The sequence below is a fragment of the Clostridioides sp. LIBA-2809 genome (assembly GCF_056688965.1).
Map to the genome: position 1 here is coordinate 788051 of NZ_CP197004.1, position 26732 is coordinate 814782.

The following is a 26732-nucleotide window of genomic DNA, read 5'->3' on the forward strand; positions in this document are numbered from 1 at the left end:
TTATCAACTTTTTTATGAATACAATGTTTAGTATATTTAATATATTTTATATAACTTGGGTGATTAATTTTTAAAAAATAAATAAAAAACAATAAATATCTTAATTATCGAAATCCAAGATGTTTTATTATAACGATTATCTCAAATATCATAAAAATAAACTTATTCGCTCTAGTTATAGTAAAAATACACTTGTTCCTGTAAATACAAATAATTTAAATTTTAAAAGGAGGAATTAATCATGGCAATTGAAACTAAAACTCCAGACTGGGTTAACGTGCTGGAACTAAATGAAAAGATAGACATTACTGGAAAAGAAGATGTAAGTGATATGATACAAGAGATTGTTTCTGATGAATCACTAAAAGATTCCGTTATATATTTTCCAAATGGTGACTATTTATTTGAAAAAGGTATTAAAATTAGCCAACAAATAACACTTCAAGGAAATTCTTATTACGGAGGTGATGTTCCAGAACTAAATGAAGATGAAAGAGATAAAAAACCATTTATAGGAGCAACGAATTTTATAACTAAAGATGTTTCTAATATGAGTATTGTTACATTAGCAGAGGAAAGTCAAACTATAAAGAATATTAACTTTTACTATGATAATCGTGAAAAAAATAAATTACCTGAAGATGTATCTGCTATAAAAATATCTACTATAACAGAAGGTGAAGGGGTACAATGTCTATCTCATTTTGAACATCTATATATTTCTGGTTTTTCAGGAACAGGAGTTGAAGTTCCACTTTATGCAACTGGTAATGATATTACTGTTACTTCATGTGGTACTGGGATAAAACTTGGAGAAAAATCGATGCTTTCTAGCAGTAAGATTTACAGATGTGAAAATGGAATGGAAATTACAACTGGTGTCAGCTTAAATAATATAAGAATAGAAGACATTCAAGAAGTAGGGATTAATAATAAAGGACTTGGTTTCAATCTTATTATGAATCTTGCAGTTAATAAATGTGGATACTGCGGATTTATGTTTGAAAAAATGTCTCATAGCCAAATAACTGCAAGATTTACTAACTGTAGTCAATATTATAGAAACGTTGACTATGATACTTATAGGAATATTCCCGATAAAAAAGAAGAAGCTTATTCTATATTTTATGGAGACACTTTAGACAACTGTAATCTTGTATTGGTAAATAATAATGTTGATACTATAGAAAATGGTTTAGAGCGTAAAATACATGTAATCAAAGCAAATGAAACTAAAAATGTAACTCTAGAATGTGATGCTGAGGCAGATAGTTTTGTACAATATGCAAAAGGTAACTTATTATTAGAAAATGGTAGAAATACTTATAAGTTCTATGATGGTGAGCTTTGTTCTGTAGGTGGAGTTCAGGTTTCTGATATAAATCAAGGTGATTTGCTTAAGATAAGTGACAATACGCTTTATGTAGATAATAATGGACAAGATTTAGTAGTTCCTAAACTGAAAAAGAATTCTGTTATATCATCAATATTAGATTCTGAAGAAGAAATAGGTAAATTGCATAGTGGAACATGGGAACAAATAGGTGTAAAAACACTTGCTGACAATCCTATGTACTATTATAAAAAAATAAATGATTAGTTTTAAAATTAGGAGGTAGTGAATTATGGGAGAACCTATAATAATTAAAGAAACAGATGGGTGGATTAATGTTTTAGATTATGGAGTTTGTAGAGATGAAAAAGAAAATGTAAGTTATAGGGTACAAGAAATTATTAATGCTGCGCCAGAAGATTCTATTATATATTTTCCAAGAGGGAAATACTTATTTACAAGTGGTATAGAGATTAACAAACGATTAACACTATGTGGAGATACCTATTTTAGGTCAAATAATCCAGATAATATAGCTTTTCATTCAGGAGCAACACAATTTTCTTGTAAATTTGATAAAAAAGAGATAGAAAATAATACAATGAAAAGTTTTACGGTGATAACAGTAAAGGGTGTAAAGCATTGTATTAAAAGTATTTCTTTCCAATCAGATAGCTGCTATAGACCTAAAGATGATGAGAGCAATAATAGTCATAAGCCTCCTGCAAATGGAGAAGCAGGACTTCATCATAAAATATTTTTAACATATGAAGGAAAACATATATCAGCAATTATGTGTGATAATGTATCAGAAGGACCTGGCCATTATGAGAATCTAGACTTTGGTGGTTTTGGTGAAATTGCACTTAAAACACCTAATAATTCTACAGCAAATGATATTACTATTTTTACATGTAATCGTGGGATTAGTGCAGGAGAAAATTCAATAATTACTAATGGAAAGACCTGGGGATGTACTTATGGAATGAAAATTTCTACTGGAACATTTCTAAGTAATATGAGAGTTGAAGAAGTAGGTAAAGTTGCTGTTGACAGTATTGGTAAGGGCTCAAACTTTATAACAAATATTACAATTGACCAATGTGGCTATTGTGGATTCAAATTTGATTCAATATCTAATACCCAAATATCAGGAAATATCTCAAGATGTGGACAATATTATTTTAATTTCAACCATGATGACTACTTAAAGTTAGATGAGAAAGTCGAGGAAGCATATTCTTTATTATATGGAAATTCAATAGAATCAAGTAATATAACAATCTCAAATAATAATACAGACAATTGGGAAGATAAGGGGGATGACAAAGATGAAAATGGTAATACCAAGTTTAAGGAACATAAGATATATCTTATAAAGGCATTTGAAACCAAAAATGTATTATTAAGATGCACTATAGATGCTACTGATATGGTTCTTGAATCAGAAAAAGGAAATTTGATATACAATAACAAAGGACAAACAGTTATATTCCATGATAGTAAACTTAGTAGTATCAATGGGATTAATATATCTGGAGAAGAGTATGGTGATAAAATCAAGATAAAAAAAGGCGAAATGTATATAAATAGTAATATGAAGATGTATAGTCCACAGATAGGCGATGTACTAACAGCTGGAAATGCAACAAGTGATACAGTTGCTAATTACTATGGTGGGAAATGGGAAAAGATTGGTGAAAAGATAGAGTTTGGAACTACAGTTCATTATCATAAAATGATAGATAAATAAATCTATTAATCTCAAATAGGTAGTTTTCTAACATTCTAGTTTTAATGAGTTTAATATAGTCAAACGGATAATTATAGAAAAATTATTTGACATCAAAAGTAAATAAGAAAGGAATAGATGATATTATGGAAGAAATTAAGTATGAAAGATGGATTAACGTATTAGAAATAGAAAATGGTATTAAAAATGACGGTTCAGAAGATGTAGGACCTCTTATACAAAATATTATTAATGAAACAGACTTTTGTGTTTTATATTTCCCAAAAGGTAAATACCTATTTAAAACTGGTATTACTATTGATAAGGAAATTACATTGCTAGGAGATTCTGATACATCAACAGGCGCTACACAATTTATAACAATTGGAATACCTAACATGAGTATTATTACATTAAAAGGAAGAAAGCAATGTATTAAAAATATAAATTTTTATTCTGATAGCTGTAAGGTACTTGTTAATAGTGAACCACCAACAAAAGGGAACCCACATTACCATTATAAAATAGATATTAATAAAAATGAAAAAAATGAAGAAATGAAGAATGTGTCAGCAATTGCAACTGATGACCTAAGTGATACTCACAGAGGTCTAGGCCATTATGAAAATCTTTATATAACTGGTTTCTCAGGTACAGGAATTCAAATTCCTTATTATTCAATTGTAAATGACATTACAATTTCATCTTGTGGATTAGGCGTTGACTCTGGAAATGACATAATCATTTCCAACAGTAGAATATCTAAATGCCAAAATGGTATGGAAATAAAAGTAGGAGCTAGTCTTAATAATATTAGAATCGAGAAAATACAAGAAGTAGGTCTTAGAAGCAAGGGCGGCGGTAGTTACAAAATCAGGAATATTACTATTGATCAATGTGGTCATTGTGGTTTTGCATTTAATACAATAATTAATACTTCCATCTCTGGGATTATAAGAAGATGTGGTCAATATTATTATAATACAGACTATGATACTTATTTAAAGATGGAAAATAGAAAAGAAGATGCATATTCTTTATTTTACGGAGAGCAACTTAAGGATAGTTATATTAACCTAGTTAGTGATAATAAAGATAATTGGGATGATGGATTAGAGTATAAACATAAAGTTTATGTATTCAGGACTCTTTATATTATAAAATCAACATTAAAATGTAACATAGATGCCTATGATTATATAATAAAATCAGACTATGGAGGAGGAAATTTAAGATTACAAAATAACTCTAATAATTATATATTTGTTGACTTACATGAACCATATAATGTTAATGGTATTAACTTAAAATGGGAAGAGGATGAAAATATATTAAGACTATATGGAAACAAATTCTACTTTAAAAGTGAAAATAAAGAATTAAGTCCTTTTAGACCTAGCTCTGGTCTTGTTGTCAAATCAACAGATTCAGATATTCTTCAGATAATATATACCTATGGAGACCATTGGGAAAAACTTGGTTCTGAAGTTATTGGAGAAGAAACTGTATATTATTATAAATATGTTCCTATAAATCTGTTGTAAATAGCATAAAGAAATGAATCCTTACAATGGGATTCATTTCTTTATTAAAATATTTTATGATAAATTTTTAATTTATATCAAGCATTTTTAAGTACTTCTCATTGACTTTATATACATCCTTTTCTCTTGATAAAAGTTCTATCTCTTCAAGATTATTAAACACTTCCATCAACTGGCCAACTAATTCGATTTCCTTTATTCCAGCCTTTAAATATCTACTTTTATTCTTTTTAATATAGTTTTCTAATGTCATAGAATAGTTATCTTTACTACAGATATATTTTAATATATGTTCTTCTGTTGCTGATAGAGTAATATCATTTTCAAATAATTCTTCCTTCAACACACTCTCTAAAGACTTTCTATCATGCATGTCTCTCTTTCATTTATAGATTGTATTATGGACTTTAACATGAACTCTATAAATACAGTTAAATTATATACCTTATTCTCCACATCTAGTATCGCCTTATAATATTTGGTTCTGTTTTTAGATATCATATATGATATTGAAAACTCTTTAAAAGTATCATATCCTTTATTAATTAAATATAGATACGATAAGGCTCTTGATGTTCTTCCATTACCATCACTAAAAGGATGAACATATACAAAGTAGAAATGAATTATTGCACTCTTTACTAAATCATTTACTTTACTATTTTCCATAAAAGTTATTAATTCATCTATAAAATCATATATTTTCAAAATTTTTACGTATTTATTCCTCGATTTCAAAAATTAAATCAATTTTTCTTGTGAAGCCATGGGCATTTATTTCTATGGGAATAAATCCAATATAACGATAACCTTTTTTTGCATATTCTTCGATAATTGTGCGATGTTCTTTCATTACACCAGTGACAAGAAATTGAGATTCATAGCTTAAAGTAACATATTCATACTTTTTCATTTTTATTATCTCCTTGAGTTAAATTTATATTTATATATATCATACATTTAGTTTCAAACAAAAGCAATAAAATGGTCAACTGACTACTCGATAACACTTTTGCAATAAGTATTTATATAACTCTTGAATAGAGCAAGTTTAATTTGCAAAATATAAGTCTAAACATATAAACTTAATGACAAAGGAGACAAATTATGAGTCATAAGAACATCGCAATTGTAACTGGTGCGAATAGTGGTTTTGGCAAAGAGTTTCTTAAATTATTAGTCAATGAAGAGGAAATAACAGAAATATGGGCGATTGCAAGAAACAAAGAGCGATTAAATCAATTAATAGATGAGTTTGGAAGTAAGGTAAAAATTTTTTCAAAAGATTTATCTAAACTAGAAGAAGTGAAAAAAATTGGTACATTTTTAAATAAAGAAGACATATGCATAAAATACCTTGTAAATAATGCAGGTTTTGCAAAATTCTGTTCATACAATGATTTGAGCATAGATGAATCTGTTAATATGATTGATTTAAACATTACAGCTGTTGTGGCAATGGGTCTTATATGTATCCCATATATGAAAAAGGGTAGTCATATCATAAATGTTTCTTCTCAAGCATCATTTCAACCATTACCATATCAAAACATTTATAGTTCAACTAAAGCATTTGTAAGAAATTATACAAGGGCATTGAATGTTGAACTTAAAGATAAAGGAATAAATGCAATTGCTGTATGTCCAGGGTGGATGAGTACCAATCTATTTGAAAGAGGGATAGTTAAAGCTAAAAAAGGGACAAAAAAATTCTCAGGTATAGTAACACCAGATGTTGTTGCTGTAAAAGCTTTGAAGGATACAAAGAAAAATAAAGATATTTCTGTATATGGTATCAATACAAAGTCCAGCCATTTACTAGCAAAACTATTGCCACAAAAGATGGTGATGAAGGTTTGGTTAAAACAACAGCATATCAAGGAATAAGAAGCTTGTTTTTTGTTAATTATATATTTTTGTTAAAATTAAAAGACTATCTAGCTCTATTTAGCTTAAAAAAGAGTAGAGTACAAAGCGATTGTTTGTACCTTACTCTTTAAAATATTGTCCAATTATATAAGCTAAAGTTATATTTTTTTAACTGGAAAGCATACCTCTGTTACCCAATTATCAGGATTATTATCATTACCAGGTCCTATATGATAAATATTAAACATAGAGCCATCCATCTCATAATTATTGTCTGATATCCAATTACCAATAGCCTCAGAAGTATCTATAAGTTGATTGAAGTTTCCTTTGACTATGGCAGTTGCCGCAGTCACGCTTGGTACAGTCTTAAATCTAACATGCTCAGTGTCTTTATACTTTCCAGATACAGCAACTTGTACTTCAACATCGACATAATCTTCCTGATATCCTGTATCATAAAAGACAGCTCTAGAATGATTAGGAGATTCAATTTGAATATTTTGCTCTTTTGTCTCTGAGAATGATTGATGCCATAAGAGTCCTTCATCTTTGTAAGCTGATATGATTTTTCTAAGTGTCATCATATATTTTGGTGGAAAATTCTTTATAGTTACATCATAACTGTTCATATTATCATTTCCTTCAATTCTTTTAATAGTAGTTTCTATTTTAAGTATCTTTTTCTGTATATCTTCTAATTGTTCTTTCACTTGTGAGTGATGGATATTTAGATATTTTATTAGGCTTTTTTTATCGTTGTATTCTGTTAAAATTTCTTTTATAGAATACAAGCTAAAACCCATATCTTTTAGTGCGTGGATTCTATTTGCAGTTGAAAGCTGGTCTGCACTATAGTATCTATATCCATTAGCTTTATTTGTATGACTTGGTGTCAAAAGTCCAATTTCATCATAGTGACGTAGCATACGAATACTAATTTTACTTAGTTTTGAGAAGTCTCCTATCTTAAACATGTCTAAGCCTCCTTTTATAAAGGTGTTTTTGTCTTACTATTAATATAAACCATGTCATAATGTTAGAGTCAACTAAAATCATGTTGACATATCTTAAAAAATACTATACTGAACATGTTTAGAATTAAAAATGATACATGTATTGGAGGTATATGCTGGAGGCTGTTATGAAAAGTAATGATAAAGATGCAAGAGAACGCATAATTGAAGTTACATTGAATATTTTGGATGAGGTAGATGATATTGAGAAGGTTACAGTTTGACAAATTGTTGAGCGTGCAAATGTCGGGGTTGGTCTAATAAATTATCATTTTAAAACTAAGGACAATTTTACAGGTGTATTTTTAGTGATTTCAATAGTTCTTTTAATTATGTATGTAAAAAAATAATAGTATCATTAAAAATAAATAATACAATCAATCATTATTAATAGATAAAACGTCAGAAATTCTAAAGACTAGAGCTTTTAGAATTTCTGATGCTTTATTAGTGTATTTTATTAAATAGTAATTATGTGGTTAGTATTAATCATTAAATAGTAATTGTGTAGTCAGTATTAATGAGTATCAAAGTTACTATTATATTTAGTATTGTAAATTTAGTACCATAGATTAAGAAGCATTTTTTAGTTCAAGTGGATTATCTATGCCAAAATAATCATATAAAGCAGAACTTATTTCTTCTAAATTTCCATTTTGGAATGGTAATTGTAAATTTACCTTTTCTACTACATCTTTAAATCCAGCATCTGTATTTTGATTTAAAAAATCCATGTACACATCAACTGCTTTTCTATAATCATCTTGTGACAATTGCCATATCTGAAGTGATATATCAGATGCAAGACCATAGCTCAGGTAGTAAAATGGAACTTGGAAGTTGTGAGATACAAGTATCCAAAAAGGAGCATTCTTTTCTTTAAGTACATTGCTGGATACTCCATATTCTTCTTCTAAGTCAAAAAATAACTTATTTATATCATTTAAGCTCATGTATGGGTTTTTATATATAATCTCTTGAAATTCATCATAGAGGCAAGCATCAATAATAGTGTTTAGAACAATTGATAAGTGTTCTTTTTTTATAGCCTCAGATTTTTTACCAAAAAAATCATCAAAATACTTGTAAAATAAAATTTCTAAAGATGTTGAATGAACTTCGCATATATCTATACTTGGCTGTATCTTGTTATTTAGATTAATGCTATTGTAGTAATTATAAAAATGACCAAACTCATGAGCAAAACTAGTAACACCTAAAAAAGAATTGTCCCATGTATTAAATAAAAAAGGTGCTTTATACTTAGTTATATAAGTAGTGTATCCTCCAGGAGATTTATTCTTTCCAGAAGAATAATCATACAAGTCATATTTTTTCATATAGCTGAAACCATCTTTTAATTTTGGAGATATATCTTCAAGTACCTTGTCAAATTTCCTAAATGAACGATTTTTATATACTTTAGTGTAGATAGAAGAATCAGAAGGTCTTGATGAAATCTCTCTATATAATGGAACTATGTACTCTTTTACATCTTTTCTGAAATTTTTCGCTTCTTCCTGAGAATAATCTTTATTTAAGTTCATATAAGCATAATCTATATAATTTTTAAATCCTAGTTTACTTGCTATTTCAGTTCTTGTTTGGATAAGTTCTAAATAAATATTGCCAAATATAGGGTTGTATTTTTTTAAGTAATCTGAATAAATCTTTACATATTCTTCTGGATTAAGGTTTGGCGTTGATAAGGCTTCTTCAAAATCTGTCTCTATACCATCTATTGGTACTGTTGACTTAGATAGTAAGTCTTCATATTTTACAACTAGGTCTTGTTCTTTTTTAAGCAGACCTTCAACTTCTTTAGAATTAAGTTTTCCAATATTTTTTAGATAATTGAACGTATCTTTCCCAAGTTCTTTTTCTAGTTCTTTAGAAAACTTAGAAGTTACAAATATATCCTGAAAATCTTTGTAGGCCATGTCAACATCTACTGATTTACTCATAAGATATTTATATTCTTTAGAGTAAAATTCATCTGAAGAATCTATGTTATTTCTGATTTTTGCTATAGTAAGTGTACTGTAAAAATCCTGATAAATCTTATCAACATCGTTAAATAAATTTAATTGTTCTTTAGCGGTTTTAGATGTTAAAAGTTTGTCGTTATATGTGTTAATATTTTCGCAAATTGATTTTATATCTGGACGCTTATATTCCATTTTTTCAAAGGGAATAGTTCCTCTAACCGAATCTTTTTTTGAGTTATTAGTATAATTTCTTATGTATGATGCAAATATAATAAAAACTGCAATTAAAATTAGAGAAACAAGTATTTTTTTCTTGGATTTAACCATAAAAATCCTCCAATCATGGATATAGTTATTAATTATTTTACTATATTAAATATAAAAAATGCATGTTAAGAAAATTTAACATAAAAATATATACAAGATTATAGATAATATAAAAAATTTAACTTCAAAAAAGTATATGAAATTTATACTGGTAAAATGATAAATAAATTTTAAGTACAAAATAGTAAAAGCTATGATAGTTTTAGACCTATTACATGTAAAAAATATAGATGTTTTTGGTATAATTTAAATTAAAAGATATATAAAAAAATTTGCAATATTCTAAACAAGAATTATAAAAATTGATATCATTGTCTTTATACAATATTTATACTATAATAGAATAATAATTTAGAGGAAAGCTCTAAAAATAAACAAATTAAGGGTCTTAACAGTAGTGATTTTATGTTAAGGAGGTATAAAGAAAGTTGAAAACAATAGTTAGAAGACTTATTCTCTACGCAGATGGAATGCGACCTACTCAAATAATGGTATCTGGGTTTGCTGCGATTATTGTAATTGGAGCATTGTTGTTGACACTCCCGATAGCGTCGCAAAGTAGAGAGAGTATAGGGTTATTGAATGCTCTATTTACGGCTACCTCAGCGGTTTGTGTCACTGGTCTAGTTATGGTAGATACAGCAACTTATTGGAGTTTATTTGGACAGATAGTTATAATAACATTGATACAAATTGGTGGACTTGGATTTATGACCGTAGCCACAATGTTTTCACTTATGGCACGAAAAAAAATACAATTAAGAGAAAGGTTATTAATACAAGAATCGTTAAATCAAGCTGATTTGTCGGGTCTTGTAAAACTTACAAGATTTGTATTAATAATAACTATAACAATAGAAGGAATAGGAGCATTGATTTTGTCAACTGTCTTTATTCCGCAATTTGGTTTATCTAGAGGTATATGGTATAGTGTATTTCACGCAATATCAGCGTTTTGTAATGCCGGATTTGATTTGATGGGAAGTGTAAGCGGACCATTTACATCGCTAAATTCTTATGTAAATAACTTTACAGTATCAATGACTATTTCTTCACTTATAGTGCTTGGAGGGCTAGGATTCCCAGTTGTACTTGATATTGTAAGAAAAAGAAGATTATCAAAATTAAATGTGCATTCTAAAGTTGTCTTATTTTCAACTGCGACACTTATTATAGTCGGTGCATTATTTATTTTTCTTATAGAATTTAATCAAAAAGCTACTATGGCGGACTTGCCTTTAAAAGGAAAAGTATTGTCAGCAATATTTCAATCAGTAACGGCAAGAACCGCTGGTTTTAATACACTTGATTTAGCTACTTTACAAGAAAGTAGTATATTTATAATGATAATTTTGATGTTTATTGGAGCATCACCTGCATCTACTGGTGGAGGTATAAAAACTACGACACTGGCTGTTTTAATAATTACTGTTAGAAGCTTTATATCAGGAAAATCAGATATAGAAGCTTTTGAAAGAAGATTAGCTCCAGCAACTATAAAAAAATCGCTAGGTATATTTGTAATTAGTATATCAGCAGTTATTTTTGGAACTTTGATTATTTCAATAACTCAGCCTAATTTTACACTAGTTCAATCTGCATTTGAGGTTACATCAGCACTTGCTACAGTTGGTTCAAGTTTAGCTGGAAGTCCAAACCTAAATGCTTTAGGAAAGATAATAATTATAATCTTTATGTTTATGGGTAGAGTTGGTTCTCTTACTTTATTTATGGCGATACTTTCTGGAGGTAGAAGAAAGAGTCAACCAGTTAGATATGCAGAAGGCAAGATTATGGTTGGTTAAGATATAAATTAGTAGTATAAATTTATTAATGATGTATAGAAACTAGTACTACAAATTTATTAATAAAGTAGATGAACTTAGGTATAATCATATGAACAAATAAATTTGATTAATAAATAAAATATAAATAAAAATGGTAAATAAAAATTAAACTAATCTATGTATATATATAAATCATATATTATATATAAAATTTATATGTATAAAAATTAATTTAAAAGATATTATACAAATCGTGTATTAGGGAGGAAGTTTCGAGATGAAGCAATATATAGTCATTGGGTGTGGGAGATTTGGAAGTTCCGTTGCATCTACTATGCATCTTTTAGGACATCAAGTAATGGCAATAGACAAAAATGAAGATTCAGTTCAAAGTGTATCTGACAAGGTAACTCACTCACTTATAGTAGATGTTACTGATGAACAAGCATTAAGATCATTAGGTTTAGGTAACTTTGATGTGGCAGTAGTTGCAATAGGTTCTGATATAAGAGCATCTATAATGGCGACTCTTATAGCTAAAGAAATGGGTGTAGAGTTGATAATATGTAAGGCAAAGGATGAACTACAAGCTAAAGTACTTTATAAAATTGGTGCAGACAGAGTTGTATTCCCAGAAAGAGATATGGGAGTAAGAGTTGCACACAATTTAGTTTCTGATAACATATTAGACCATATAGAGCTTGACCCAGAGTATTCAATTGTTGAAATCGTAACTCCAAATATTTGGGTTGGAAAGACTCTAGTAGAGCTTGAATTAAGAGCTAGATATGAGATAACTGTACTTGCTATAAAGACAGGTAAAAATATAAATGTTACACCTTCTCCAGACGAGGAACTTACAGCTGGAAGTATTCTAGTTATAATTGGTCAAAATACTAGTATAACAGCCATAACATCTGGAGATAAGGGGATAATTAGAAGAAGATAATTTATTATTTAATATATATTTAATTGCAATAAAAGTAGATAGTATCATATAATTATGAATAGTTATATGATACTATTTTTATTTAATCAAAAGTAGGATTTAGATAAATATGATTTTAATTAAAAGTAAGGTAAGGAGGTTATGCTAAGATAATTTTAGCATTTAGATAAAATGATTACGAATATAAGCAGTAAGGATAATGAAAAATTAAAGTATACAAAAGCACTATTGAAGTCAAAAAATAGGAATAAAGAATTAAAGTTCATAATAGAAGGCTATAGAATAGTAGTACTTGCACTTGAATGTAGTGCAAATCTTGATTATGTGTTTATCAATGAGGACTTTGAAAATAAGAAGGAACATGTGGAACTATTAGAAGCTTTAGATAAAAAAAACACAAAGATATATAAGACTACTAACAAAAACTTTAAAGAACTTGTAGATACAGAAAATACTCAAGGTATAATAGGTGTGGTTTCATTTAAGGAAAAAAATTTAAAAGAAAATATAAATGCCAAAGATAAATTCGTATTGATTTTGGACAGAATACAGGACCCAGGAAATATGGGAACTATAATAAGAACTGCTGATTCTGCTGGAGTAGATGCCATAATAGCACTAAAGGGATGCGTCGATATATATAATCCAAAAGTAATTAGGTCGACTATGGGTTCTATTTTTGACATGAATATAATTAATGCTTCTCAAGATGATACTGTGGACATGCTTAAATCATTGGATTTTAATATAGTTTCAAGCTATCTAAACACAGATAATCTTTATGACAAAATAGATTATGGCTCAAAAGTTGCTTTGGTGATAGGAAATGAAGCTAATGGAATAAATGAAGAACTTGTATCAAAGTCTGATATTTTGGTTAAGATACCTATATATGGTAAAGCTGAGTCATTAAATGCTGCAATAAGCTCTGCTATACTGATGTATGAAATAAAAAAATACTTGATTTAATGTATTGTAATAAATATAATGTCATGTTATAATCTTGAATTAAATAGTAGCATATCAAAAACAGTCAATATATTTAAAAAAATAATTGAATTAATTATGTATTAGATGTATATTAAAAATAGTCACATAATTTAAATGGAAATGATATAATACTAAAATAAACAATATAATATTGTAGATGCAATGAAAGAGGAAAGTATTTTGATTAAACTTAGTAAAGAGATAAACACCTAGGCTGGGAGTGTTTTCTAAGAGGTCATGAGAAGTTCCCTCTGGAGTAACAGAGCTGAAATTTGATAGTAGGCTTTGACGTGAAAAACGCGTTAAGTTTGTTAGAGGTGGTTTGATGATTTTTAAATTGTTAAACTACTAGGGTGGTACCGCGAAACTATAGCCTTTCGTCCCTAGACAGGGATTGAGGGGCTTTTTTTATACAAAAAAACGAAAGGGTGATATGTGTGCAAGAAAAATTACTTGCTTTACGTGAAGCAGCTTTAGCTGAAATAAAAGAGGCACAAAGCATAGAAAGTGTAGAAAGTTTAAGAGTTAAGTACTTAGGAAAAAAAGGTGAGATAACTGCCATACTTAAAGAGATGGGAAAATTATCTGCCGAGGAAAGACCAGTAGTTGGTAAGGTTGCTAATGATGTAAGAGAGAATATTGAACTTAGCATAAATTCTAAGAAAGAAGAATTAAATGCTATTGAAAAAGAAAGAAAATTAAAAGAAGAAGTAATAGATGTTACTCAACCAGGAAAAATTCTAAAGGTTGGAAAGAGACATCCAATAACTCAAATCATAGATGAAGTAACAGATATATTTATTGGAATGGGATTCTCTGTGGCAGAAGGTCCAGAAGTTGAGACTGTTGATAATAACTTTGATGCTTTAAATGCTCCTAAAGACCATCCTTCAAGAGATATGAGTGATACATTCTATATGAATGAGGGTGTATTACTTAGAACTCAAACATCTCCAGTTCAAGTAAGAACTATGAGAAGCCAAGAGTTACCAATAAAAGTAATTGCACCAGGTAGATGTTTTAGGTCAGATTCGCCAGATGCAACACATTCACCAATGTTCCATCAGATAGAAGGGCTTGTTGTTGGTAAAGATGTTACTATGGCAGAATTTAAAGGAACTATGGATATCTTCGTTGAAAAATTGTTTGGTTCTGATATCAAAACGAAGTTTAGACCTCACAACTTCCCATTTACAGAGCCAAGTGCAGAAGTTGATGTTACTTGTTTCAAATGTGGTGGTAAAGGTTGCCCAATGTGTAAATATGAAGGTTGGATAGAAATATTAGGTTCAGGTATGGTTCATCCAAACGTTCTTAGAAATTGTGGAATAGACCCAGAGGTTTACAGTGGATTTGCATTTGGGGTTGGGGTTGAAAGACTTGCAATGCTTAAATATGAAATAGACGATATTAGATTATTATTCGAAAATGATATGAGATTCTTAAATCAATTTTAATTAGGAGGGTATGTAGATGTTAGTATCTTTAAAATGGCTTAGAGACTATGTTGATATAGACATGGATGTAAAAGAGTTCGCTGACAAAATGACAATGACAGGAACTAAAGTTGAAACAATAGATTATTATGGTGAAGAAATAGAAAATATATTGGTTGGAAAGATTTTAGAAATAAAACAACATCCAAATGCTGATAAGTTAGTTGTAACTAAGGTAGATATTGGAGATAAAGTTGTTCAAATAGTTACAGGAGCTACGAACATATCAGAAGGAGATTATATTCCAGTAGCTGTAAATGGTTCTAAATTACCTGGAGGAGTTGAAATCAATCAAACTGACTTCAGAGGTGAATTATCAGATGGTATGATGTGTTCAGCAGCTGAATTAGGTATAGATGAACATTACATTGAAGAGTATAAAAGAGGTGGTATATATATTTTAGACCACGAAGATTCTTATGAATTAGGAAAAGATATAAAAGATGTTTTAGGATTAAAAGATGCTTTAATAGACTTTGAATTAACTTCAAACAGACCTGACTGCAAATGTATGATAGGTATAGCTAGAGAAGCGGCTGCAACTATAGGAACAAAAGTAAAATATCCTGAAATTGAAGTAAAAGAAAGTGATGAAGAGATAGACTTCAAAGTTGAAATAGACAATCCAGACTTATGTAGAAGATATTTTGCTAGAATGGTTACTGATGTAAAAATAGAGCCTTCTCCATATTGGATGCAAAGAAGACTTACAGAAGCAGGTGTAAGACCTATAAGTAACATAGTTGATATAACAAACTTCGTAATGTTAGAGCTTGGTCAACCACTTCATGCTTTTGATATAAATCAAGTAGAGACTGGAAGAATAGTAGTAAGAACTGCTAAAGATGGAGAGAAACTTGTAACATTAGATGATGTTGAGAGAACATTAGATAAAGATATGCTAGTTATAACAAATGGAGAAAAATCACTTGGTTTAGCTGGTGTAATGGGTGGTGCTAACTCAGAAATAACTGACTATACAAAGACTGTTCTTTTTGAAAGTGCCAATTTCAAACCAGAAAACATAAGAACTACAGCTAAAAAAGTTGGAATTAGATCAGAAGCATCTTCAAGAAATGAAAAAGATTTAGACCCTAATCTTGCAGAGATAGCAGCAAATAGAGCTGTACAACTTGTTGAGATGTTAGGAGCAGGAAAAGTTTTAAAAGGTGTTGTAGATGTATACCCAAATAAACCAGAACCTAAAAAATTGGTAGTAAATCCTCAAAGAATTAACCATCTTCTAGGTGTAGATGTACCAATGGAACAGTTTGTAGGAATTTTAGAATCATTAGAATTTAAATGTAATTTAATAGCTAATGATAAATTAGAAATAGATGTACCAAGTTTTAGATCAGATATGGAGCAAGAAGCTGATGTATGGGAAGAAATAGCTAGAATCTATGGATTCGAAAACATACCTTCTGTACAATTAGAAGGAAATACAACAGCAGGAATTAAAACTTCAAAACAAAAATTCATGGATGCTTTAAAAGATAATTCAACTGCTGTAGGGTTAAACGAAATATTAACATATTCATTTGTAAGCCCTAAGGGAGTAGACAAAATAAGAGTACCAGAAGGTAATGCTAAGAGAAACTTTGTTAAATTACTTAACCCATTGGGAGAAGAAACTTCTGTAATGAGAACTACTTTAATACCAAATATGTTAGATGTTTTATCAACTAATGTATCTCATAAAATAGAAGAAGTATATGCATTTGAGTGTGGACATATATTCATACCACAGGATTCAGAGTTGCCTAAAGAAGAAAATAGAATGTGTGTAGGTATGTATGGTAAAGATGTTGATTTCTTTGCATTAAAAGGTGCTATAGAAACAATACTTGTAAATGTAGGATTTAAAGAGTATGAAATTGAACCTCAAGATAATAATACTACCTTCCACCCTGGTAGATGTGCTAAAATAGTGTATAATAATAAATATGTAGGTACATTAGGTGAATTGCATCCAGATGTTATAGAAAATTACAATCTAGGTCAAAGAGTTTATGTCGCTGAAATAGATATTGACTTTGTATTTGATAATTCTGATAGAACAAAGAATTATGTACCATTACCAAAATATCCATCTACATCAAGAGATATAGCTCTTATTGTTAAAGAGGATGTATTTGTAAAACAAATAGAAGATATAATAAAGGAAAATGGTCAAGGATTAGTAGAAAGTTACAAGTTATTTGACGTTTACAAAGGTTCTCAAATAGAGGCTGGATACAAGTCAATTGCATATTCAATAACTTATAGAAGTAAAGATAAAACTCTAACAGACGAAGATGTAGCTAAGGTGCATGATAAGATATTAAGTGAATTAAGCGAAAAATTGAATGCTAACTTAAGATCAAATTAACAACTAATGTCGGGGGAGGTTAGGATGAACAAAGTAATGGTTAAAATCCATGGCGCTGAATATCCAATGGTTGGAGATAAGTCAGAGAAGTTTATGATTAGTATTGCTGATTTTGTTGACAAAGAAATGGATAAAATAACACGTCAAAACCCGAAATTAAGCTTATCAGTTGCTGCGATATTAACTGCATTAAATATATCAGACCTTTTATTTGAATGTTCAGATGAGAATGAGAAGTTGATTAAAGCTAATGAAGAATTGAGTAAAAAGGTTGGGTCTTCTAATGAAGAGCTTCAATTAGAAATTAAGTCTTTAAAGCTTACAATAGCAGAAAAAGAGGCAGAGAGTCGTGAAACTGAGGCTAAGATGAAAGAGTTAATTGATATTATAGAAAATAAAAAGCAAGAAATATTCGAACTTAGTAATACGACAGAAGGTTCTAGAGCTGAGTTAGATGCTTATAAAAGCAAGATTGAGGAGTTAAGTGCTCAACTTGAAGAGGCAAATGAAAGAGCTACGATAGCCGAGAATTTGGCTTCAGAGTTTCAAAACAAAGCTTATGATTTACAGCTAAAATGTACAGGGTTAAATAATGATGAAAAAAATGTGAAATAAAATTAGAAGATTTGCTGTCTCTATTGTTTTTTGAGACAGCTTCTTTTAATGTATAAATACAAATATGTGTAAATATAAAAGTTTTTTAATATTAATAAAAAATAGTATCTAAAATAATTTTGATTTGGTATCTATCATTAGAAAGTGAGATGTTTTATATATGACAAACCAGAGTCAGATGTCTGAATCATTCTTCTTATGCTCTTTATTGGCAATAACAGGAGGATTTTTAGATATTTATACTTATGTAGTAAGAGGTAAGGTCTTTGCTAATGCACAGACTGGAAACATAGTTTTATTAGGGCTTAATATAGCAGAAGGGAACATAAAAAAATCTTTTTATTACTTGATTCCTATTTTGGCATTTATGTTAGGTGTCTTTATAGCAGAGAAGATAAGAAAGTACTTCAAAAATAATTCTAAGATTCATTGGCGTCAAATTATCATTATAATCGAAATGATTACTATACTTGTTGTTTCTTTTGTACCTAGAGGACAATTTAATATGTTTGTAAATGTTGCTATCTCTTTTATTTGTTCAATGCAAGTAGAGAGTTTTAGAAAGGTAAATGGAAATAGCTTTGCAACGACAATGTGTACTGGAAACTTAAGAAGCGCCACAGAAACATTATTTCATTATATACAGACTAAGAATATTTTTATGATAAAAAAGAGTTTGCAGTATTATGCTATTATAGTATTCTTTATATCTGGGGCTATTTTAGGAACATTTTTTACAAAGATTTTTGTGGAAAAGTCAATCTTAGTATGTTTCTTTATTTTGGCAGTAGTCTTTGGAGTTATGTTTATCAATAAGGATGATTCATTTAATGAAAACTAACTTAGTATAAATTGATAAAAAATGAGTTATTATTTGATATACTTTATACAGTAAATAGTGTATAAATTGTTTGAGACATATCAAGTTAAATATAGTAAGTAGCGTATAAATTGTTTGAGATATCTTAAATATAATAAGTAGTAAATAAGTTATTTTAAATACATTAAATATAATAAATAAGGTATAAATTATTTGATGTATTTTAGATATAGTAAATAGTGTATAAATTTAATGTAAATATTTATGTTATAGATAATTATATTAACCTAATAAGTATAAATAGAGGAGAAAAATATGAAAAAAATAGAATTACTTGCACCAGTTGGCTCTTTTGATTCATTAAAAGCAGCAGTACAAAATGGAGCAAATGCTGTGTATTTAGGTGGTAAAGACTTTAGTGCAAGAGCATCTGCAAATAACTTTGATAGAAATGAGCTAATTGATGCTGTTAAATACTCTCATATAAGAGGAGTGCAAGTCTTTGTTACTGTGAATACATTGATAAAACAATATGAGATAGAAGATTTTGTAGAGTATGTAAAATTTTTATATGATATAGATATAGATGCTTTAATAGTACAAGATATAGGAATGGCAAGGCTTATAAAAAAACTATTGCCTGATTTTGAACTACATGCAAGTACTCAAATGGTAGCTCATTCGTTAGAAGATGTTAAATATCTTCAAAGTATTGGGTTTGATAGAGTTGTTTTGGCAAGAGAATTAAATGTCGATGAGATAAAATGGATTTGTGAAAATACAACTGTAGATATAGAAGTTTTTGTACATGGGGCTTTATGTGTGTGTTACTCAGGTCAGTGCCTTATGAGTAGTATGATAGGAAATAGGTCTGGAAACAGAGGTAGATGTGCACAACCATGTAGACAAAAATATGAGTTGATAGATATAAATACAGGTGAAGTAGTAAAGAGCGATGGAGATTATTTGTTGAGTCCTAGGGATTTAAGCACTATAGAAGATTTAGACAAAATAATTGAAGCAGGTGTATTATCTTTAAAAATAGAAGGAAGAATGAAAAAGCCAGAATATGTAGCTACTGTAGTTTCAGGATATAGAGAAGCAATTAATGAATTTGTAGATAAGAATAAAATAAGTATTTCTGAGGAAATAATAAATAATTTGTACACTATATTCAATAGAAAGTTTACAAAAGGATATATATTAGGTGAAGTTGGTAAGGCTATAATGAACTCAAATAGACCTAATAATCAAGGTCTCTATGTTGGAAAAGTTTTAGATTATAATAGAAAAAGCAAAAGACTTAGAGTTATGTTAGAAAATACCCTTAAAAAAGGTGATGGAATTAACCTAGGTGGAGGCACTATTGGAAGGATAATAAAAGATGGAGAGATAACTACAATAGCACATAAAGGGGACTTAATAGAATTGGATTTTGTTGGAGAAGCAAAGAGAAATCAGCTTATATTTAAGACCTCAGATAGTGAGTTGATGGATAGAGTACAAGCTACATTCCAGCAAGATAAAGAGTTAATAAAAACTAATATAAAAGCAAAAGTAAGTATTAAATTAGGTAAAAAACCAGTACTTTCTATGAGTGATTTTTGTGGGAATAAATCGGTTGTAGAGGGAGAAAAGGTAGTTGAAAAAGCTATAAAAGTAGCTTTAAGTAAAGAAAAAATAGAGACACAAATTCAAAAGCTTGGAAATACACCTTATACACTAAAAGGTATAGAAATTGATTTGGATGAAGGTGTAAGTATGCCTATAAGTATGCTAAATCAAATGAGAAGAGATTGTATTGAGCTTTTAGATAAAGAAAGAATAAAGATAAAAGATAGAAAATTTAAGAATAATAGATTAAAATACCAGCCAAATAGAGTAAGTAAACAGAAAAAACTTAATACAGTCCCTAAAATTAGAGTTAAAGTCAAAAACTTAGAGCAATTAGAAGCTGTATTAAAATATAATGTAGATTTAATTTATTATGAAGATATAAATACACTATCAAAAGCTCTAGAAATGGTATCAAATATTTCTAAAGAATCAATAGTTTCAAATGTAAATAACATAAATACTTCTGATGAAAAGAGTTTTAATGCTGAAAATAGTGAAAGCAGATTGATATATTCAGTACCAAGAATTATTAGAAATAAAGAATATAAACAATTTGAATTATTAGATAACATAAAAGGTGTCAATAAGATTCAAATTGGTAACTGGGGTTCTATGGAATATTTTAAAGGAAAGGAGATGAATATAGATTGCTATTTAAATGCATTTAACAGTGAAAGTATAAATCACTTTAAAGATGAGGGAGCTAGTACAGTTTGTTTATCACAAGAATTAAATCTAAATGAAATTAAACAAACTTTAAAATATACAGATGTAGAAATCGAAGCAGTAATATATGGATATACTCCTATGATGATTACAGAATACTGTCCTATGGGAGTTGTTGTTAGGGATTGTAAAAAGGATAAGAGAGTTGCTAAATGTAAAGAAAGCAGTTATGCTTTAAGAGATTTTACAGATGCAAGTTATAGGATAACACAAGATATATTCTGTAGAAGCACGATTTACAACTCAAAGGTTACTTGTATGTTAGATAATCTATATGAGTTAGATGAAATTGGAATAGATGTGTTTAGAATAGATTTTACAGTGGAAAATGGCGAAATGGTTAAAAAGATTATAGATGCTCATATTGAGGTTTTGAGTAATGATTATAAGCTTGGAGAAAAGGCTACTAACCTATATAAGCAGTTGGATAAAGTTGGAACAGTTGCAGGACACTACTATAAAGGTGTAGAATAAATATAATATGAAAAATATACATAAATATATAAATAAACTTGGATTTATGTGTATTAATATACAAAAATATCATATATATGAAAAAACAGGGGGATTAATGAAAATGAGAGAAGAAGCTTTAGAAATTTTATTTAAGTATTTAGAGACTGACAGAATGAGAAAACATTGCTATGCTGTTGAAGCGGTTATGAAAGATTTAGCCAAAAGATTAGAGCCAGAAAAAGAAGAAGAGTGGGCAGTTGCAGGTCTTTTACATGATTTAGATTCAGATATAGTTGGAAGAAAACCAGGGGAAATCTGTGAAGGGCATGCTACAACAACAGTAGAGCTTCTTAAAAAAGAAAACTTTGGTGATGAAGAGATGTATAGAGCGATACTTGGTCATCACGATGGAATGGGCGTTACAAGAACTAGCCTTATGGAAAAAGCTATATATGCAGCAGACCCTATAACTGGGTTTATAACTGCTATAGCTTTGGTTTATCCAGATAAAAAACTTACTAGTGTAAAAACAAAGTCTGTAATTAAAAGAATGAAAGAAACGAGATTTGCTTCAAATGTAAATAGAGATGCAATGAGAAGTATAGAAGATATAGGGATTCCATTTGATGAATTTGCAGAGCTTTCTCTTAATGCAATGAAGAATATAAGTGATGTTCTTGAAAGTAATGAAAATGAATAATGTAAAAGAGATAATAAATTTAATTGTCTAATTTATTAATAATTTATAAAACAGATTACTAATAAGAGATTAAATAATTGATGCTTAATTAAGCTATTAATACTTGGTTTAACAAATCACTAAGAACCAGTTAATTATGGTGATAAGTATATTTAAGAAATAGAGTATCAATAGTGTACAAATAAAAAACAGAAAAAGAAAGTAAGGCGGGATATATGAAGCTTACGACTATTTGTTATATAGAAAAAGATGATAAGACTTTAATGTTATATAGAAATAAAAAGAAAGATGATATACATGAAGGTAAATATGTAGGAGTTGGAGGAAAGTTTGAGCAAGGAGAGACTCCTGAAGAGTGTATAATCAGAGAAGTTAAAGAAGAAACTGGACTTACGCTTAAATCACTAACATATAAAGGTCTTATAACTTTTCCAAAATTTAAGAATGAAGAAGACTGGTACATGTTCCTATATTTTTCAGATGACTTTGAAGGTAGTTTGTCCGAAAAAGATTTGGATGATTGCAAAGAAGGTAAATTACTTTGGGTAGACAATGATAAAATATTTGACTTAAATATGTGGGAAGGTGACAGATTATTTTTGAATTGGGCTAAGACTGGGAAAATTTTTAGTGCAAAGATAATATACAATAATGGAGAATTGGAAGATTATAGTGTAAGTTTCTTAACTTGATTTGTATAAAAATTTTCAATTTAAACTCATATATTGTTAAAAAAATAAAAATTGACTTAGACAACTATTTGCTTTATACTAAAGTAAAATTTTTAAATGGAGGAAAATTTAGGATGATAGACATAAATTTAGAAACATGCGTAGGTTGTGGCTTGTGTGAGTCAGACTGCCTTGTAAATGCAATAAAAGTTAGAGAAAATAAAGCAAAGGTAAAAAATGTTCTCTGTATTAATTGTGGTCATTGTATGGCAATTTGCCCAACAGACTCTATAGAAATGCAGGGATTTGATAAAGGTGAGGTATTAGAATACAATCATGAAACTTTTGACTTAGAGTCTGAAAACTTGATGAATTTCATAAAATTTAGAAGAAGTATAAGAGACTACAAAGATATAGAGGTAGAAGAAGAGAAAATAAGAAACATAGTAGAAGCTGGTAGATATACACCAACAGGTGGAAATAGACAGCCTCTAAGATACATATTAGTAAAAGATAAGTTAAAAGAAGTAAAAGAATTGGCAATAGAAGGGCTTTATAATTTAGCATTAAATACTGATGATGAAGACTCTGTTCGCTCTATATATAAAAACACGTTTAAGAGAATGTATAAAGGATATAAAGAAAAAGGAATTGACTCTTTATTTTATGATGCACCACTACTTATGGTAGTTGTTGGTGATATTTCTTTAGGTGGAAGTGTATATGTAGATGGAGGATTGGCTGCATCTAATATGGAACTTATGGCTTACTCTCAAGGATTGGGAATGTGCTATAATGGATTTTTTGTTATGGCATCAAATGTAGAACCAAAGATAAAAGAGCTATTAGGAATGAATGATAACGAAGCAGTTATAACTTCATTTATATTAGGCTATCCAAATGTAAAATATAAGAGAACTGTAAATCGAAATGTTGCTAAATTTGATATAAAGTAGTACTCGGATTGTGTTCTATGCTAAATCAAAATAGATAATGCTATATAATTAATACATCAAATTTATTGTAAACACAAGGTAAATAGAGTATAATCAAAATATATTATGTATGAATGAGGATGTTAAATTTTTACAAAAATTTTATGTCCTTTTTTGTACTAATCTATTTTTCAAGTCTAAGAATTTATACAGTATACTATACTGTAAATATTATTATATGGAGGATTTTATAGTGAATTTGAAAAAATTACTTTCATTAGTTTTTGTAATTATGTCCATATTCACTTTCTGCATATTTCCCTTTAAGAGTAATGCTATGAATAATGATAATCGTACCATACGTGTTGCTTATCCCATTCAAAAAGGTTTAAGTGAGATAGATGAAAAAGGTAGGTACTCTGGGTATACCTATGAATATTTACAAGAAATTGCCCAATATACTGGGTGGAATTATGAGTTTGTTCAAGTCGAAGGAGATATAAATGAATCTCTTATTAAGTTAATGGATATGTTAAAAAATGGTGAGATTGATTTAATGGGTGGCTTGTTGTATGATGAACCATTAGAGAAAGTGTATGATTATGTCGGATATAGTTATGGAACTGTAAATACAGTATTACAAGTACTTCATGATAATGCAGATATTGACAGTGTAAGCTCACAAGTGACAAAGAACATGCGTATTGCTGTAATAGAAAATTCTACTAGTAAAATTAAAGAGTTAGATAGATACTGTGAAATGAATCAAATATCCTCTGAATTGATACCTTGTAAAACAATGGAAGAACAAATACAAGCTCTAAAGGATGAAAAAGCAGACGCAATGCTTAATGTCAGTATGAATCCTAGAGATGATTTGCGCACTATAGCTAAGTTTTCTCCTAAGCCATTTTATTTTGTTACAAGCAAAGGCAATACAGAATTATCTAAAAAGCTTAATTCAGCGATATCTAACATTGAGCAAACAGACCCTTATTTTTCACCTACATTATATGAGAAATATTTTACACCAGAGAATAAAGAGATGATTTTATCTAAGAAAGAATCTGAGTACATTAAAAATACAAAAACTTTAAAAGCAGGTGTTTTACTAAACAATCCGCCATTTCAATATGTAGATGATAAAACAGGAAAATTAAAAGGTATTTCAATAGATTTATTGAATTACCTGGCAAAGAAGACTGGTTTGAAATTAGATATGGTGCCTGTAGAATCTCAGAAGGATTTAGAAAATATGATAAAAAATTCTAAGGTTGATATTGTAGCAGGCATGACATACGATTATGAAAAGGCACGTAAACAGCATGTAGCTATGACTCGGCCATTTATTTCTACACAGTATATGATGATGATTAACAATAAGGTAAACGAAGATAGCTTAGAAAATAAACGTTTAGCTCTTGAAAAAGGTACTTCTTATAAAGGCTATTCTGCTAAAAATATAATTTGGTATGATACGCTAGAAGAATGTATTGATGCTGTGAATAGTGGAAAAGCAGATTATACATATGGTGAAGGTTATTCCATACAGTATTATGTAAATCAACCTAAGTATAAGTATGTTCGTTTAATTCAACAAAACTACGAACAACATCTCTTCTGTTTTGGTGTAGCTAAACAGAATGAACAGGAATTATTTAGTATATTAAATAAGGCTGTAATTAGTATACAGACTGAAGAGATGCAATCAATTATTTATAATAATACTACATATATATCAGATTTTTCTCTAGTTCAAATTATGCAGGAAAATCCAATTCAAACTATTCTTGTAGTATTTAGCATATCATTATGTATTATTATAATTATGGCTTGGAGTCTTCGTACTCGTACAAGCATGAATCAGAGAATTTCTTTAGAGCTTAAAAAACATACTGAAGTATATGAGATGGCAAGTGAATACTTTTTTGAATATGATTATCAAGCAGATAAAATTACGATTGCGATGCAAGAAAATGGTGTTAATGTCTTTGGAGGTCTAAGTCATTGTAAAGACACATCTGGAAATGAAATTGAAAAAGAGTACAGAGAACAATTTTTTAAGTTGATTATGGAACAAGAAAATGGTTCAACAGAAATTTATTGTATTTGCCCTGATAGGGAGTTTCATTGGATTAGAATTACATCAAAGATAATTTATAATGAAAAGAATGTACCTGTTTATTCAATAGGCAAATTGCACAATGTTGATTGTGAAAAAGAGGAAAAAATGAGACTGTTAGATAAAGCACAAAAAGACAGTTTAACAAATATTTTTAATGCAGCTTCTATAAGGGAGATGGCTACAAAGAGTTTGGATGATTTATCGAATAATGAAAGAGGAGCTTTACTTATTTTAGATATTGACCATTTTAAAGAGATAAATGACAATTATGGTCATCTTATTGGAGATAAGATGCTGATTGCAGTTGCAAATATTCTTACTAAATCTTTTGAGGAATGTGACATAGTAGGTCGCCTAGGAGGGGACGAATTTAGCATATATGTTAAAAGTGTAGAGGATATGGAAAGCCTTGTAGAAAAATGTAATATTTTATATGATAAAATCCATGGTATTAAATTACCAAATGGTAAGAGTATATCTGTAAGTATGGGTGGTGTAATGTCAAAACAAGGACAAACATATGATGATATATACAAAATGGCAGATGATGCTCTTTATAATTCGAAAAAGCAAGGTAGAAATTGCTTTAAAATTGTTGAATAGAAAAATTTTCTTTATATACTTTATATAATCTATACATAATGAAAACATGAAAAAACATATAA

The 26732-nt window shown here is 29.0% G+C and carries 21 protein-coding genes and 1 other annotated feature; of the genes, 16 read left to right on the forward strand and 5 right to left on the reverse strand.

The features are described from left to right. Positions 1-241 precede the first annotated feature (241 nt). The 3 genes from ACTG44_RS03980 to ACTG44_RS03990 all read left to right on the forward strand — a co-directional run bounded on the left by ACTG44_RS03980 (position 242) and on the right by ACTG44_RS03990 (position 4609). Positions 242-1600, forward strand: a complete 1359-nt coding sequence (locus ACTG44_RS03980) for a glycoside hydrolase family 55 protein (protein ID WP_479921349.1) — start codon at positions 242-244, stop codon at positions 1598-1600. Positions 1601-1625: 25 nt separating this feature from the next. Next, positions 1626-3086 (forward strand): glycosyl hydrolase family 28-related protein, encoded by a 1461-nt coding sequence (locus ACTG44_RS03985; protein ID WP_479921350.1) that lies wholly within the window; start codon positions 1626-1628, stop codon positions 3084-3086. An 86-nt stretch (positions 3087-3172) separates the two neighbouring features. Then, positions 3173-4609: a glycoside hydrolase family 55 protein gene (locus tag ACTG44_RS03990; protein ID WP_479921351.1), complete on the forward strand. Its 1437-nt coding sequence runs from the start codon at positions 3173-3175 to the stop codon at positions 4607-4609. 67 nt (positions 4610-4676) lie between these two features. On the opposite strand, the gene ACTG44_RS03995 is transcribed toward ACTG44_RS03990, so the two are convergent. Genes ACTG44_RS03995 through ACTG44_RS04005 form a run of 3 tightly spaced genes read right to left on the reverse strand, consistent with a single transcriptional unit; the run spans position 4677 to position 5522 of the window. Beyond that, complete coding sequence (locus ACTG44_RS03995) at positions 4677-4982, reverse strand: hypothetical protein (RefSeq protein WP_479921352.1); 306 nt, start codon at positions 4980-4982, stop codon at positions 4677-4679. Next, on the reverse strand, positions 4961-5278 hold the full coding sequence (locus ACTG44_RS04000) for a Fic family protein (protein ID WP_479921353.1): 318 nt from the start codon (positions 5276-5278) through the stop codon (positions 4961-4963). The genes ACTG44_RS03995 and ACTG44_RS04000 overlap by 22 nt, the downstream gene beginning before the upstream one ends. 52 nt (positions 5279-5330) lie before the next feature. After that, complete coding sequence (locus ACTG44_RS04005) at positions 5331-5522, reverse strand: DUF4177 domain-containing protein (RefSeq protein WP_479918209.1); 192 nt, start codon at positions 5520-5522, stop codon at positions 5331-5333. Positions 5523-5716: 194 nt separating this feature from the next. Between ACTG44_RS04005 and ACTG44_RS04010 the strand changes: the two genes are divergently transcribed. Then, entirely contained in the window at positions 5717-6496 is a 780-nt protein-coding gene (locus tag ACTG44_RS04010) for an SDR family NAD(P)-dependent oxidoreductase (protein WP_021383520.1), read from the forward strand. Positions 6497-6636: 140 nt separating this feature from the next. Here the strand turns inward: ACTG44_RS04010 and ACTG44_RS04015 are convergent, their stop codons facing one another. Both ACTG44_RS04015 and ACTG44_RS04020 read right to left on the reverse strand, forming a co-directional pair. Further along, positions 6637-7455: a MerR family transcriptional regulator gene (locus tag ACTG44_RS04015; RefSeq protein WP_021383525.1), complete on the reverse strand. Its 819-nt coding sequence runs from the start codon at positions 7453-7455 to the stop codon at positions 6637-6639. Between the two features lie 611 nt (positions 7456-8066). Further along, entirely contained in the window at positions 8067-9809 is a 1743-nt protein-coding gene (locus ACTG44_RS04020; RefSeq protein ID WP_479921354.1) for a gluzincin family metallopeptidase, read from the reverse strand. 428 nt (positions 9810-10237) lie between these two features. On the opposite strand from ACTG44_RS04020, the gene ACTG44_RS04025 reads away from it, so the two are divergent. From ACTG44_RS04025 to ACTG44_RS04080, 12 genes are all read left to right on the forward strand, one after another. Then, the gene (locus tag ACTG44_RS04025) at positions 10238-11614 is read left to right on the forward strand and encodes a TrkH family potassium uptake protein (protein ID WP_479918211.1); all 1377 of its coding nucleotides are present in this window, start codon (positions 10238-10240) and stop codon (positions 11612-11614) included. A 259-nt stretch (positions 11615-11873) separates the two neighbouring features. After that, positions 11874-12545 (forward strand): potassium channel family protein, encoded by a 672-nt coding sequence (locus ACTG44_RS04030; RefSeq protein ID WP_021383523.1) that lies wholly within the window; start codon positions 11874-11876, stop codon positions 12543-12545. A 171-nt stretch (positions 12546-12716) separates the two neighbouring features. Next, positions 12717-13514: a TrmH family RNA methyltransferase gene (locus tag ACTG44_RS04035; protein ID WP_479921355.1), complete on the forward strand. Its 798-nt coding sequence runs from the start codon at positions 12717-12719 to the stop codon at positions 13512-13514. Between the two features lie 174 nt (positions 13515-13688). Next, positions 13689-13923, forward strand: a binding site (T-box leader). A gap of 49 nt (positions 13924-13972) precedes the next feature. Next, the gene (gene pheS / locus ACTG44_RS04040) at positions 13973-14992 is read left to right on the forward strand and encodes a phenylalanine--tRNA ligase subunit alpha (RefSeq protein ID WP_479921356.1); all 1020 of its coding nucleotides are present in this window, start codon (positions 13973-13975) and stop codon (positions 14990-14992) included. 16 nt (positions 14993-15008) lie between these two features. Next, positions 15009-17402 (forward strand): phenylalanine--tRNA ligase subunit beta, encoded by a 2394-nt coding sequence (gene pheT / locus ACTG44_RS04045; protein ID WP_479921357.1) that lies wholly within the window; start codon positions 15009-15011, stop codon positions 17400-17402. A gap of 24 nt (positions 17403-17426) precedes the next feature. Continuing rightward, positions 17427-18017 (forward strand): cell division protein ZapA, encoded by a 591-nt coding sequence (locus ACTG44_RS04050; protein ID WP_021383456.1) that lies wholly within the window; start codon positions 17427-17429, stop codon positions 18015-18017. Positions 18018-18177: 160 nt separating this feature from the next. Next, positions 18178-18858, forward strand: coding sequence for a YoaK family protein (locus ACTG44_RS04055; RefSeq protein WP_044212786.1), 681 nt, complete (start codon positions 18178-18180; stop codon positions 18856-18858). Positions 18859-19152: 294 nt separating this feature from the next. Next, positions 19153-21654, forward strand: coding sequence for a U32 family peptidase (locus ACTG44_RS04060; protein WP_479921358.1), 2502 nt, complete (start codon positions 19153-19155; stop codon positions 21652-21654). A gap of 97 nt (positions 21655-21751) precedes the next feature. Further along, positions 21752-22336 (forward strand): HD domain-containing protein, encoded by a 585-nt coding sequence (locus ACTG44_RS04065; RefSeq protein ID WP_044212816.1) that lies wholly within the window; start codon positions 21752-21754, stop codon positions 22334-22336. Positions 22337-22551: 215 nt separating this feature from the next. Next, positions 22552-23028: an NUDIX hydrolase gene (locus ACTG44_RS04070; RefSeq protein WP_021383488.1), complete on the forward strand. Its 477-nt coding sequence runs from the start codon at positions 22552-22554 to the stop codon at positions 23026-23028. Positions 23029-23141: 113 nt separating this feature from the next. After that, positions 23142-23963: a nitroreductase family protein gene (locus tag ACTG44_RS04075; RefSeq protein ID WP_021383532.1), complete on the forward strand. Its 822-nt coding sequence runs from the start codon at positions 23142-23144 to the stop codon at positions 23961-23963. A gap of 316 nt (positions 23964-24279) precedes the next feature. Beyond that, positions 24280-26670 carry a diguanylate cyclase domain-containing protein gene (locus tag ACTG44_RS04080; protein ID WP_021383530.1) on the forward strand — a complete coding sequence of 797 codons (2391 nt, stop codon included), beginning with the start codon at positions 24280-24282 and terminating at the stop codon, positions 26668-26670. Positions 26671-26732: the final 62 nt, after the last annotated feature.